At 42.7% G+C, this 13,462-nt stretch carries 12 protein-coding genes; all 12 read right to left on the reverse strand.

The features are described 5' to 3' along the window. Window positions 1–337: 337 nt before the first annotated feature. The 12 genes from nuoN to RRV45_RS20735 all read right to left on the reverse strand — a co-directional run bounded on the left by nuoN (window position 338) and on the right by RRV45_RS20735 (window position 13,140). The gene (gene nuoN / locus RRV45_RS20680) at window positions 338–1,858 is read right to left on the reverse strand and encodes an NADH-quinone oxidoreductase subunit NuoN (protein WP_315666532.1); all 1,521 of its coding nucleotides are present in this window, start codon (window positions 1,856–1,858) and stop codon (window positions 338–340) included. Between the two features lie 6 nt (window positions 1,859–1,864). After that, complete coding sequence (locus RRV45_RS20685; RefSeq protein WP_315666533.1) at window positions 1,865–3,376, reverse strand: complex I subunit 4 family protein; 1,512 nt, start codon at window positions 3,374–3,376, stop codon at window positions 1,865–1,867. Next, on the reverse strand, window positions 3,373–5,235 hold the full coding sequence (nuoL, locus tag RRV45_RS20690; protein ID WP_315666534.1) for an NADH-quinone oxidoreductase subunit L: 1,863 nt from the start codon (window positions 5,233–5,235) through the stop codon (window positions 3,373–3,375). The genes RRV45_RS20685 and nuoL overlap by 4 nt, the downstream gene beginning before the upstream one ends. 207 nt (window positions 5,236–5,442) lie before the next feature. Further along, on the reverse strand, window positions 5,443–5,757 hold the full coding sequence (gene nuoK / locus RRV45_RS20695) for an NADH-quinone oxidoreductase subunit NuoK (protein ID WP_315666535.1): 315 nt from the start codon (window positions 5,755–5,757) through the stop codon (window positions 5,443–5,445). Beyond that, window positions 5,754–6,275 (reverse strand): NADH-quinone oxidoreductase subunit J, encoded by a 522-nt coding sequence (locus tag RRV45_RS20700; RefSeq protein WP_315666536.1) that lies wholly within the window; start codon window positions 6,273–6,275, stop codon window positions 5,754–5,756. Before RRV45_RS20700 ends, nuoK begins: the two co-directional genes overlap by 4 nt. Next, window positions 6,272–6,691 carry an NADH-quinone oxidoreductase subunit NuoI gene (gene nuoI / locus RRV45_RS20705; protein ID WP_315666537.1) on the reverse strand — a complete coding sequence of 140 codons (420 nt, stop codon included), beginning with the start codon at window positions 6,689–6,691 and terminating at the stop codon, window positions 6,272–6,274. Before nuoI ends, RRV45_RS20700 begins: the two co-directional genes overlap by 4 nt. A gap of 38 nt (window positions 6,692–6,729) precedes the next feature. After that, window positions 6,730–7,737 (reverse strand): NADH-quinone oxidoreductase subunit NuoH, encoded by a 1,008-nt coding sequence (gene nuoH / locus RRV45_RS20710; protein ID WP_315666538.1) that lies wholly within the window; start codon window positions 7,735–7,737, stop codon window positions 6,730–6,732. Next, a complete protein-coding gene (locus RRV45_RS20715) occupies window positions 7,737–8,837 on the reverse strand; it encodes an NADH-quinone oxidoreductase subunit D (protein WP_315666539.1) in 1,101 nt (366 codons plus the stop codon). Before RRV45_RS20715 ends, nuoH begins: the two co-directional genes overlap by 1 nt. Window positions 8,838–8,840: 3 nt before the next feature. Further along, window positions 8,841–10,094 carry an NADH-quinone oxidoreductase subunit C gene (locus RRV45_RS20720; RefSeq protein ID WP_315666540.1) on the reverse strand — a complete coding sequence of 418 codons (1,254 nt, stop codon included), beginning with the start codon at window positions 10,092–10,094 and terminating at the stop codon, window positions 8,841–8,843. A 3-nt stretch (window positions 10,095–10,097) separates the two neighbouring features. Further along, window positions 10,098–10,610, reverse strand: coding sequence for a NuoB/complex I 20 kDa subunit family protein (locus RRV45_RS20725; protein ID WP_315666541.1), 513 nt, complete (start codon window positions 10,608–10,610; stop codon window positions 10,098–10,100). Beyond that, a complete protein-coding gene (locus RRV45_RS20730) occupies window positions 10,601–10,975 on the reverse strand; it encodes an NADH-quinone oxidoreductase subunit A (protein ID WP_315666542.1) in 375 nt (124 codons plus the stop codon). Before RRV45_RS20730 ends, RRV45_RS20725 begins: the two co-directional genes overlap by 10 nt. A 1,253-nt stretch (window positions 10,976–12,228) precedes the next feature. Then, window positions 12,229–13,140, reverse strand: a complete 912-nt coding sequence (locus tag RRV45_RS20735) for a nuclease-related domain-containing protein (protein ID WP_315666543.1) — start codon at window positions 13,138–13,140, stop codon at window positions 12,229–12,231. Window positions 13,141–13,462 lie beyond the last annotated feature (322 nt).

Consider the following 13,462-nt stretch of genomic DNA (forward strand, 5'->3'; position numbering starts at 1 on the left):
TAGTGCCGTTGTCAGCCAGACTCCCGTTTTGTCAGCCAAATTAGTGCCGTTGTCAGCCAGACTCCCGTTTTGTCAGCCAAATTAGTGCCGTTGTCAGCCAGACTCCCGTTTTGTCAGCCAAATTAGTGCCGTTGTCAGCCAGACTCCCGTTTTGTCAGCCAAATTAGTGCCATTGTCAGCCAGATTCCCGTTTTGTCAGCCAAATTAGTGCCGTTGTCAGCCAGACTCCATTTTTCAGCCAACCATACCCCCAGTCCAAAAAAAAGAAAGGGGACCCCTCCCCTTTCTCAAATAATATATATTTCTACCCCTTAGATTAACCCTTTACAAATTCCCCTTATTGAAAAAAGTCGCTGAACTGATTGAAGTTCCCTTGTAAGAAGTCGAATGCGATGCTCGGCGCGACTCCAAACAACACGGTGGCAAATACGCAAACGCCGATAACAACACCGAGACCTACAGGAAGCTTGATTTTCGCCTCTGGGTCTGCAGCTGGTCGGAAGAACATTTGCACAAGCACACCGAAATAATAGAAATAGGATACGACTGTTGTCGCGATCATAATGGAAACTAGCACATAGCGTGCAGGCTCAACGGCGAGCGCGCCCATGAAAATGTTAAGCTTCCCGATAAATCCGGATGTACCTGGTATTCCAGCCAAGCTGAGAATAAATACAGCCATGGAAACCGACAAAATCGGTGCCTTACGGTATAATCCTGCAAATTGGGAAATATCCTCTGATCCTGTTTTTTGTGTGATCAGCTGGATAATCGCAAATGCCCCAAGGTTCATAAACAAGTATGCTCCAAGATAGAACCAAAGTGTATCAAAGATAAATACCGATAGGGATGCAACGACAACAAGCAGATAGCCCGCCTGTGCAATACTTGAGTATGCGAATAGTCGCTTAATGTTTTTCTGTCTTAACGCTACCACGTTTCCAATAATCATCGTTGCTGCAGCTAGGAAGGCAATGTAATCCTGAACCTTCATAAAGAGCGGCATTGAATTTGGAATGTCTGACGATGGCGTGCTTAAGAAAACCACAAGCATAATTCGAATGAGAATGATAAAACCGGCTGTTTTTGAAACGACACTCAAGAAAGCCGTAACAGGTGTCGGTGCGCCTTGGTAGACATCAGGTGCCCACATATGGAACGGCGCCGTTGCCAATTTAAATGACAGCCCGACAAAAATCATAAATAAAGCAAGACCCATTAGGTAGATGTGCTGCGGGTTCGTTAATGCCAGTAGCCCCCGAGCCATTTCAAGTAAGTTCGTTGTCCCTGTAAGCCCGTACACATAACTCATTCCGAAAAGAGTAATCGCTGTTGAAATTCCACCATTAATGACGTATTTCATAGAAGACTCGTTCGACAGAGTATTTTTCTTGTGAAGGCCGGCAAGGATATAAGATGGAATTGAAAGCAACTCCAGGCCGACAAACAGCGTAATTAAATCGCCGCTTGAAGACATAATCATTGTGCCGAGTAAGGCAGCAAGGAATAAATAGAAGAACTCTCCTCGATAATCAGCAAAGCCTTCCTTCGGCTCATAGCTGGTTGCTAGAATCATAACCAGCGCTGCTCCCAAAAGCAATAACAGCTTAAATGCCTTCGCGAATGAATCTAGTCTAAACGTATCATAAAGAATCGACTCCGCCCCTTGCCCGAACAAGCTGAATAATGAAACAAGTGCAGCTAGAATACCTGTAACTCCAATCCAGCCAAGGATTTTCCGGTTCACCGTCTTCGGCATAAATAAATCTAATAATGATAGTAAAGTGGCTACACCTAGGATGATGAACTCAGGTGTCATGATGCTCCATTTATATGACAATAATTCTGTAAGATCCATCCTTCATCACCCTCCTATCCCAAGCATAATCGTTTCAAGTGTGGAAGTTAGCGGCTCGCTTAGTACACTTGGGTACACACCAATTAACACAATAATCGCAAGTAAAACTAATGCTGGAACCCATTCTCTGCCGCGAAGATCCGTTACACCCGCGAATTCACGATGGGCTTTTCCATAAGTAATGCCAAGAACTGCGCGGAGCAGGTAAACAGCTGTTAAAATAATTCCCAGTGCCCCTACCGCTGCTAAAACTGGCATTTCTTTAAATAGACCAAGGAACGCCATAAATTCACTCACAAATCCGGACATTCCAGGCATACCTAGTGATGCCATTGCCCCAGCTAGCAGGAAACCAGCTGTGATCGGCATTCCTTTTGCCAATCCGCCAAGATTGCGGATGATGGACGTATCCAGACGCTCGTAAAATACGCCAACAAGGAAGAATAGGAGTGCAGCAATCAAACCATGTGAGACGACTTGGAAGATAGCCCCTTGAATTCCTGCCTCGTTCATCGCGCCTAATCCAATCAACACAATTCCCATATGGGATATTGATGAATAAGCTAGGACCATTTTGAAATCTGTTTGAATCAAAGCTAAGAATGCACCGTATAGGAGGTTCACAACTCCGAGAACAGCGATTAATACTGCTAATTCTTGGAACTGTACAGGGAAAATTCCCATCCCAAATCGGATAATCCCGTAAGCCCCAATTTTCAGTAAGATACCGGCATGCAGCATAACAATTGATGGTGCTGCCTGTACGTGAACGCGAACCATCCAGCTATGAAGCGGGAAGATTGGCAGCTTAACCCCAAATGCAATTAACAGGGCGATGAGCAAGCCCATTTTAGTCCCTTCCGAGAAAACGGCATGATTAACGTCAGCCTTTAAGATCGCCATAAGCGCGTCAATATTAGACGTTCCTGTTCGGGAGAATAACACCATAATCACAATCAGAAGCACTGCAGATCCTAATCCGTTATAAATTAAGAAGCTGAAGGCTGCTTTTTCTTTTTCAAAATAACCCCATTTTCCAATCAGGAAGAAGGTTGGAATTAATGTAATTTCGAAAAAGATGAAGAATAGAATTAGGTTTTCGGCAGCGAACACCCCAAGCATTCCTACTTCTAATAGAAGGAACAGCATGAAATAGCCTTTCCATTCTTTTTTAATATACATAGAAGCAATGGCTGCAAGGGTGGACAGAATCGCTGTCAGCACGATCATAATGAGGGAGAATCCATCTACCCCAAGCTCGTAATTAATCGAGAACAAGTCCCCCAAACGGTTCGGGTCGCCAAACTGAACCCAGTGCACTCTCTCGCTTATATCGGCTAGCGATACACCGGCACGATATTGAAAAAATGCTACTAGTGATAGAATCAGTGCTGGAAGAGTTGCTAGGAAACCGACCGTCTTAATAACCGATTCCTTTGTATTCGGAATCAATGATAAAACTAAAACACCAACTAAAGGGGAGAACACTAAGATTGATAAGAAATAAGCGATATTCATCTTAAATACCCCCCTGTTACCGCAAATACGACTACTAAAATAGCTAATCCAACAAAGGCAACCGTTCCATATCTTTGAACTTGGCCATCCTGGAATTTCGAGCCTAGCCTTCCAAGAGCGACCACTGTTCCCGATACTCCCTTTACAACCCCTTCAACAAGGAAGGTTTCGATGTAGCGAAGGAAAATACTGAAGAACTTCGTCACCTTTAAGACAGTTAGCTCGTAAAATTCATCGATAAAATATTTGTTATATAAAATATTGTACATCGTTTCAGCACCAAGCCAGTCGCGTGATAGCGAACGCTTACTGTAAATCATCCAAGCCAGGTAAATACCAAGAAGGGATACGACAGTTGCGACAATCATAATCCACGCTGGACCTTCAATATGTCCATGTCCGAGCGCCGGATTTCCGTCTGCTAACCAATCTCCAAGGAATGTTCCAAACCATGGTGTATTGACGTAACCTGCAACCACTGCAAGGACTCCGAGAACCATCATCGGCACCGTCATTACACTTGGCGACTCCTTCGCATGGCTCATATCGCTACGCGATTCGCCCGAAAACACCATGAAGAACAGACGGAACATATAGAAAGCTGTAAAGAATGCGGCAGCAACTGCAAGCCAGAACAATACTGTATTGCCTTGTACCCATGCTGCAATTAATATTTCATCCTTACTGAAGAAACCTGAAAATAACGGAACCCCGCTGATCGCCAATGTTCCAATTAAGAACAGAGGGCCTGTGACACGAAGCTTTTTCCATAATCCGCCCATTTTCTCAATATCCTGTGTATGAACGGCATGGATGACACTTCCTGCAGCAAGGAAAAGCAATGCTTTAAAGAAAGCGTGAGTCATTAAGTGGAATACACCCGCTACATAGCCGGCAGATCCAAGTGCAAGCATCATATAGCCAAGCTGGCTGACGGTTGAGTAGGCTAGCACTCTTTTAATATCCGTTTGCACAAGACCAATGCTCGCTGCAAAAATCGCGGTAATCGCTCCAATCACAGCTACGGTCATAAGCGCGGTTTCGCTTGCTGTGAAAAGCGGGAACAAAGCAGCTACTAAATAAACCCCTGCTGCAACCATTGTCGCGGCGTGGATTAATGCTGAAACTGGTGTTGGACCTTCCATCGCGTCCGGAAGCCATGTGTGAAGGGGAAATTGACCCGATTTCCCAATAGCTCCAACAAAAATCAAGATAGCTGTTAACGTAATCATTGTTGTTGAGATCGATCCAGCTGCTACAGCCGCAAAGATTTCATCATATTCAAAGCTGCCAACCTGCCAGAATAAGAGAATCATTCCGATTAAAAGGCCCACATCCCCAATACGCGTCATGATAAATGCTTTTTTCGCAGCCTTCTTTGCTTCTTCTTTATAAAAGTAGAAACCAATCAATAGGAATGAGCCTAAGCCGACAAGCTCCCAGAAAATATATGTTTGCAATAGGTTAGGAGATAGTACAAGCCCTAGCATCGCAAAGGTAAATAAGCCTAAATATGAATAGTAAACATGAAGTCTCTCATCCCCGTGCATATATCCCTTTGAATACGTATGAACAAGGAAACTGACGAGTGAGACGATCACTAGCATTAATGCATTTAACTGGTTTACTTCAAAACCCGCTGTTAACTGAACATCCCCTATTGTCAGCCAAACAGCTTCTGCCTTATGGGTTGGTGACGTAAATCTTTCGAACAGCACCAACAACGAGTAGACAAGAGATGCAAGCGAAAGCAGAATTCCTATGTAAGCACTCGCATCCTTAAGCCGTTTGCCGAAAAAGACAAGGAATAAGAACGATAAAAGCGGGAAAAGCGGTATGATCCATGCATTCTCCATCAATATCACAATCCCCTTTTTTGAACACGCTGGTAAGTTTTGTCCGTCTGTAAGTGCAGCGTGTTAGATTGAGAGCAGGTTATACTTGATGCGGTTTATTTTGCGCCAGGAAATAGTTCTGTGAATTATTTCCTGTAAAACCACGTATTATTTCCCGGAAAAATATTTTACTAGTATAACGAACAGCCTCTTATTCGTGCAAAGCATTCCTTAATGCTTCAATGTGTTCATTTCATCAATATTAACCGTTTTACGATTGCGGTAAAGGGCCATCAAGATCGCTACGCCAACAGCCACTTCTGCTGCAGCAACTGTCATGACAAATAAGGCGAAGATCTGACCTGTAATGGCAGGCGCCACACCAAATTTACTGAAGGCCACTAGGTTGATATTAACTGCGTTTAGCATTAGCTCAATCGAAATTAAGACGATCACTGTGTTTCTCTTCGTCAAAGCACCATATAAACCGATACAGAATAAGATTAACGCTAAGGCAAGGTACAGTGAAATGGGAACTGAACTCATTCCTTCTCCGCTCCCTTCTCATCATCTTTCCTCGCTAAAACAATTGCGCCAATCAAAGCTGCCAATAGTAATACAGAAGTTAACTCAAATGGAATGATGTATTTGGAATATAGCGCTATTCCAATTTGCTCTGTATTATTTTCATGCAAAGTATTCGGCAATTGTCCGAAATCCAGGTTGTAAATACCGATGTAAACGGCAAATCCGAATCCTAAAACCCCCAGAAACAGCAATACCTTGCGGACGATTCCTGTTTTTGGCTCACTCACATCGTTATGACGGGTCAGCATAATTCCAAATAACATAATGATTGTAACGGCACCGGAATAAAGCAAAATTTGGGCTGCAGCAAGAAACTCTGCAGATAATAACACAAAGATCCCCGCTATACTGATAAAGGTAAACACTAGCGCCACTACCGTATGCACAACTTTGGAAAGGTTTAATAAAAGCACGCCGCCCATGATTGCCACTACTGCAAGTGACATAAACGCAAGAAATTCACCTGAAAACGTCATGCTTTATTCTCCTTCCGTATATTCTCATCATTTTCATCCAGCCATTCGAGGTTTTTAAACAACTCATCTCTGCTGTATTCTGCCAGTTCAAAGTTATTCGTCATAATAATGGCCTCTGTTGGACAAACCTCTGTGCATAAATCACATAGAATACAAATCTCAAAGTTAATATCATACGTATCAATAATTTTCCCTTTTTTCGCCGGATCCGGATGCTTTTTACCTGTCAGCTGGATACAATCAGTCGGGCAAATGTTCGCACACTGATTACAAACAATACATTTTTCAGGATAGAATTTTTGAATTCCGCGGAATCGATCAGGCAGCGGAAGCGGCTCATTCGGATATTCATATGTGACCTTTTTGCGGGTCAAGTTTTTTAGGGTATATGATAAACCTTTCGCTAATCCAAGCATGTTTTTTCACCCCTTGAGTTTTAAAAGTGTAATGCTTTTTAAAATAGGTTGAGCAGTTCTTTTAATAGTGCGGTTAAGAAAATATTGGCTAAGGCAATTGGCAGGAGAACCTTCCAGCCAAATTCCATTAATTGGTCTGCACGCACACGCGGGAATGTGGAACGGAACCACAGCAGTATGAAGATAACTAATGTGAATTTAAGTGCGAACCATATGGCTCCCGGGATAAATCCTAAGAACGGAAGAGGCAGCCATCCGCCTAAGAACAACACAGTTGTCAGAGCAGCCATCGCAAATAGGTACACATATTCTGCTAGCATGAAAAATGCCCAGCGGAAGCCGGAATATTCGACATGGAACCCGGAAATGAGCTCAGATTCTGATTCAGGCAAATCAAATGGAACACGGTTTAATTCGGCAACAGATGCAATGAAGAAAACGATAAAGGCAATTGGCTGCCAGATGATGAACCAGCCATTTCTTTGTGCATCCACGATATCATTTAAATTTAAGCTTCCTGATAGAAGGATGACGCCGACAACAGACATAACGAGCGGGATTTCATAGGAAATCATCTGTGCCGCTGCACGCATTCCCCCAAGGAGAGCATATTTATTGTTTGAAGCCCACGCTCCTGTTACAATTCCTACTGTAGTGATACCGGAAACGGCGATATAGTAAAGCAGACCCACTCCGATATCAGCAAATTGAAATTTATCGGTAAAAGGAATCGCTGCAAGCACCATGAATGACGGTGCAAACGCGATGACAGGTGCTATTATGAATAGCGGCCGGTCCGCAAGCTTAGGAATAATGTCTTCTTTTAAAAGCAGCTTTAGAACGTCAGCAACTGTTTGTAATAACCCCCAGCGTCCACCGACTTGGTTAGGACCATGGCGCATTTGCATATATCCCATTACTTTACGCTCTGCTAAAATGCAGTAAGTGACGAAGCCTAGAACGACTAATAGTAAAACGGTAGCTAGTAAGAAGAAAATTCCGAAATTCATTAATCCGGGACTAGAATGCAATAGTTCTTCTACCATTAACCGTCCACCTCCCCGAGGACAATATCAATTCCTCCTAAAATGGCAATCATGTTTGCTATGTTTTCGCCTTCAAGCAGCTTAGGGAGAATTTGCAGATTATAGAAGGACGGTCTTCTGAACTTAAGTCGATACGGTTCTTTTTTCCCGTCACTGTATATATAGCAGCCAATTTCTCCACGTGGAGATTCGATTCTGACAAATGCCTCTCCTTTTGGAGCCTTAATAATCTTTGGTACCTTGGCCATGATTTCTCCCTCTGCCGGGAATTGTTCACACGCCTGTTCAAGAATTTTCAGCGACTCTTCAATCTCTTCTATTCGAACATGATAGCGTGCCCATGCATCCCCTTCTTCACGGGTAATCACGTTAAAATCAAAGCGGTCGTAAATGGAATAAGGCTCATCCTTGCGAAGATCCCATTTCACTCCGGTACAGCGAAGTGTTGGTCCGCTTAATGAGTATTGGATGGCATCCTCTTTCGTATAAAAACCTACACCTTTTACACGGCTCATGAAAATTTCATTTCCCGTTACAAGCTGATGATAACCGACCAGCTGTTCACGCATATAAGGAATGAATTCTTTTACCTTCTCAACCCAGCCCTCTGGTGCGTCCCATTTCACCCCGCCTACACGCATGTAGTTAAAGGTCAGGCGCGCGCCCGAAAGCTCGTTCAGCATATTAATGATCATTTCCCTTTCCCGGAATGCATATAGGAAGGGACTTGTTGCCCCAAGGTCCAGTAAAAAAGTACCCCATGAAACTAAGTGACTGGCAACCCTGCCAAGTTCCATCGCCATGACACGAAGGTATTCAGCCCGTTCCGGAACCTCGATCCCCATCATCGTTTCCACCGCGTGGCAGATGACATAGTTATTGGTCATTGCCGACAGATAATCCATTCGGTCAGTGTAGGGGATGATTTGTGTATATTGGAGATCTTCAGCCAATTTTTCCGTTCCGCGATGCAAATAACCGATGACTGGCTTTGCTTCTTTTATGATTTCCCCATCAATTTTGACAACGAGACGAAATACACCATGCGTACTTGGATGCTGAGGACCCACATTTAAGACCATTTCTTCAGTACGAATCACTGGTTACACCTCCACATCATACGGTTCGTAGTCTTTTCTTAACGGATGGCCAATCCAATCATCTCCAAGGAGAATCCGATGCAGATTCGGGTGACCTGTAAATTTAATGCCTAATAAATCATAGGTTTCACATTCAGGCCAATTTGCCCCTGCCCATAATGGCACCAGTGACTCAATGGTTGGTTCATCACGATCAATCTTTACTTTTAACGCAACTGATTGTCTATTTTTATATGAATATAAGTGAACATACACTTCCATATGTGTTTCAAAATCTGTCCCATGTGTTTCAGATAAGTAATCAAAGCCCAGCTGCTCATTGTATTTAAGGAATTCAGCAAGCTTGAAGTATGATTCTTTATTTGCCACTAGGGTCGGAACATCTTTGGATAAACTATTGATATAGTAATCTTCCAGCACATCTTGTCCGAGGTGCTCTCCAATAACCTTTACATACTTATCGAGATACGGCTGATTTGGTGATGGTTTCTTTTCCTCTGCAGGCTCAGCTGCGGCTTTTCCACCTGCTTTTGCCTTCGCGGCTGCGGCTGCGGCGGCTTTTGCTTTTGCAGCGGCGATCGCCTTCGCCTTTTCGTCATCACCAGCTCCGGCTGCTGCCTTCGCTTTGGCTGCAGCGGCAGCTTTTGCTTTTGCGGCTGCAATTGCTTTTGCTTTTTCATCATCACCAGCTGGGGTTTCTCCCGATTGCTTTGCCAGTGCAGCAGCTTTCGCTTTGGCGGCTGCGGCGGCCTTTGCCTTCGCGGCTGCAATCGCTTTCGCCTTTTCATCGTCACCGGCTGGAGCTTCTCCTGATTGCTTTGCCAATGCTGCAGCTTTCGCCTTAGCTGCTGCAGCGGCCTTGGCTTTAGCAGCGGCGGCGGCTTTTTGCTTCGCTATATCAAGGTCTTCCGCGGGAGTTTCCTCCTTTGCTTCGCCCTCTTCTTTTGCTTTCATTTTCGCTAGTGCGGCGGCTTTCGCTTTGGCGGCGGCGGCAGCTTTTTGCTTCGCTATATCAAGGTCTTCCGCGGGAGTTTCCTCCTTCGCTTTGCCCTCTTCTTTTGCTTTCATTTTCGCTAATGCAGCGGCCTTCGCTTTGGCGGCGGCGGCAGCTTTTTGCTTCGCTATATCAAGGTCTTCCGCGGGAGTTTCTTCCTTCGCTTCGCCCTCTTCTTTTGCTTTCATTTTCGCTAGTGCAGCGGCCTTCGCTTTGGCGGCGGCCTCCTTTTTTAACTGTTCCAGATCCTTTTCCCCGCTCATAGGTTAGATCACCTTCTTCCCAGTTTTAGCCTCGTAGCGGATTTTTTCCTTTAATTTATTAATTCCATATATTAATGCTGCCGGATTCGGAGGACATCCTGGGATATAAACATCAACAGGAACAATTTGGTCGACACCCTTCACAACGGCATAGGATTTCACATATGGTCCTCCCGCTGTTGCACAGGAACCCATTGCAATAACCCACTTCGGCTCTGGCATTTGATCATACAAACGGCGAACAATTGGCGCCATTTTTTTCGTAACGGTACCTGAAACAATCATGACATCGGATTGACGAGGGGATGTCCGGAAAAACGAACCAAAACGGTCTAAATCATAGTGAGCACCACCGACACCCATCATTTCAATGGCACAACAAGCAAGCCCGAAGGTCATTGGATACAATGAGTTACTCCGTGCCCAAGCTTTTATTTGTTCCAAAGTTGCCATAAATACATTTCGCTGCAATTCTTCCATTTCTTTAGGTGAAATATCTTCCAATTTTAAGTCCATTTTAACACCTTCTTCTTCCATGCATAAATGAGACCGATGACAAGCATAAATACGAAAATCAACATTTCTATTAATGCAAAGATTCCGAGTTTTTCATAGGCAACAGCCCACGGATACAAAAATACCGTTTCCACATCAAAAATAACAAACATGAGTGCAAAAACATAATAGCGGATATTAAACTGCACCCATGAATCATGGAATGGCTCAATCCCACTCTCGTACGTGGTATACTTCGTCTCATGCGGCTTGTATGGCCGCAGCAGCTTCCCTAAAAACAAAGCTACCACAGGTAACAAAATTCCAAGACATAGGAACACAAACACTATCAAATAGTTATTTTGATATAAATTTAGAGTCTCCATGTCCATCCCCCCCAATATTATGAATTTTCTCTACCCAGTTGTAACCGTAACCATTATAGCACTCTTACCAATTTGTGTCGATAAACCCAGCTATTTTACTGGAAATTCTCTCGACCCACAGAAAAAGCTTTTGCAGCGTTAAGAGCAGGCTCTCTTAAGCGGAAAAAGCTTTGTTCTGTGGGGGCAGCAGCGGAGCTGATGCCAGAGGTGCGGATGCACCTCGCAGAGAGAAAATTTCCAGAAAGCCGCCACATTATCGACACAAATCCCTCCCCCTGAGCATTTGCGTCATCCCAGAATCAACTCACCCGAACTACATCAAAGATGACGCAAATGCGAACTGCCAACTTCATATTTAAACTAATTTTTATAAGGGAAGAACCCCTCCATGTCCTTTAAAATGGGGGTACAGCTTAAAAGGTGCGTCCACACCGCTGGGATAACACTTCATACAGAAAATTATCCAGAAGTAATTTTTCAGAAAAACCCAACCCAGATTATTTCCCACTACCCATTAAACATGAAAAAAGCAAGATTTTCAGTGAGAAAAATCATTTACAGCCTCTTTCCTCTAACTTCAATTTCACTAAATCACAATCTTACTTAATACTACTCTTATTAAACTATCCCCCAAAAAATAACCAAGCTTTTATTTTTATAAAAGCACCCCAGATCTGAAAATACCCAATTGTGCTTTATTAAACCTTTATAGTGAACTTTATACGTTGCGGAGGTCCTAACACGTTCCATGAACCTATCATAATAAGCGTTTTGCATGGAGAGACTCATAAACACACACTATAAACCTCCCATAATGAGCGTTTTGCATGAATAGACTCATAAACACGCACTATGAACCCTCTCATAGTGAGCGTTTTGCACGGATGGGCCCATAAACACGCACTATAAACCTCCCATAGTATGCGTTTTGCACGGATAGGCCCATAAGCACGCACTATGAACCTCTCATAGTAAGCGTTTTGTATGGATAGACTCATAAACACGTACTATAAACCTCTCATAGTAAGCGTTTTGTATGGATAGACTCATAAACACGCACTATAAACCTCTCATAGTAAGCGTTTTGCACGGATAGACCCATAAACACGCACTATAAACCTCTCATAGTAAGCGTTTTGCACGGATAGACTTATAAACACGCACTATGAACCTCCCATAGTGTGCGTTTTCCTTGAATAAGCTACTAAACACGCTCTAAAAACACTCGTTAGCTACCCTTAAAATGATAATCTTTATAATTTCACATAATAAGTGTATTTACCCCGCCCCATTTGTTTAAAATTTTGCGCAAGCAGCCTTCTCATGGTTATCCTCGACTCAATAACTTTAAACCATTCCATCATGTCATTTGTGGTAATTTTTCTATCTGGAAAAAGGAATGTAAATTCCTCCACACCCCGTAGGAGTGCAGAAGTAATCCTCTCCTTATACTTACACTCCTTACAAATTAATACATTTCCTTTAAGTTCAACATTAAACGAGTGGCAGCTAACACAAGTTATTCCCTTTTTCAACTCGTCATAGCTATAGTCAGGTAAACGTAAATAGGGTGACTTCTCAACATGCATCGATACTAATTGTTTTGCAAGCTTTAAATGGTTATCTTTATATTTTGCAGGATATTTGCTTAGTTGTTTAATAAAACGGTTAAGCTGCGTTGGAAAAATAATCGGAAGGTCTAATGAGGCCTGATATAAATAAAATTCGGGGTTGACGAAAATGAGGCATGTTTCGATGGGGATGGTAATGCCAAGCTCCTGAAGCAACCTCCTAAAAATGGATTCACTTCGCTCTACCTGGTGCAACGGATTCCTAATTTCTGTTTTTGACAATGTATACCACTTATCATCTTTGAGAAAATAATCACCCTCGTAATTTTTTATTTCAAAAATAAATATTTTCTCAGTTGAAATGAGCAGTGTATCTATTTGAAAAACGGTATGATTATATTCAAGCATCAAGTCATTAATGATCAGCCAGTTTGTGGAGAGGGGTTCTGATATAGCATCAAACATGAGCTCCCCCTGATATCCCTTCTCAAGGGTCATATAATAATTCCGCTCCTTATCTGATAACTTCGTTCGTATATTTAAATATCTATAAAGCTTTAACTCTACTGATTCCTTGCGTATTTTAATTATCACCTTATTTACACTCCATTCATTATTCTCTTTTTAAAGGATTCCGAAAAAGACATTCAACATCATGCCATATACATCAAATCCTTTAATTAATTGGATTTACAACAGATTTAGGTGGAAGATCGCTGCACAATTGTGGTGTTAATTTTGAGGTTTGATTTTGAGGTGGTCGGGGGATCGCTCGCCTTAATTTTAAAACCATTTACAAAATTGTCAAGCAATACTTAATAGTAAAAATAGTAATTGAATAACCGTCTATAAAAATCTTAGCAAATGCTACATTCTTTTTATATTAGGCATTATATACCCTTTAATTAGAAATCCA

Source organism: Bacillus sp. DTU_2020_1000418_1_SI_GHA_SEK_038 (genome assembly GCF_032341175.1).
Lineage (GTDB): Bacteria > Bacillota > Bacilli > Bacillales > Cytobacillaceae > Cytobacillus.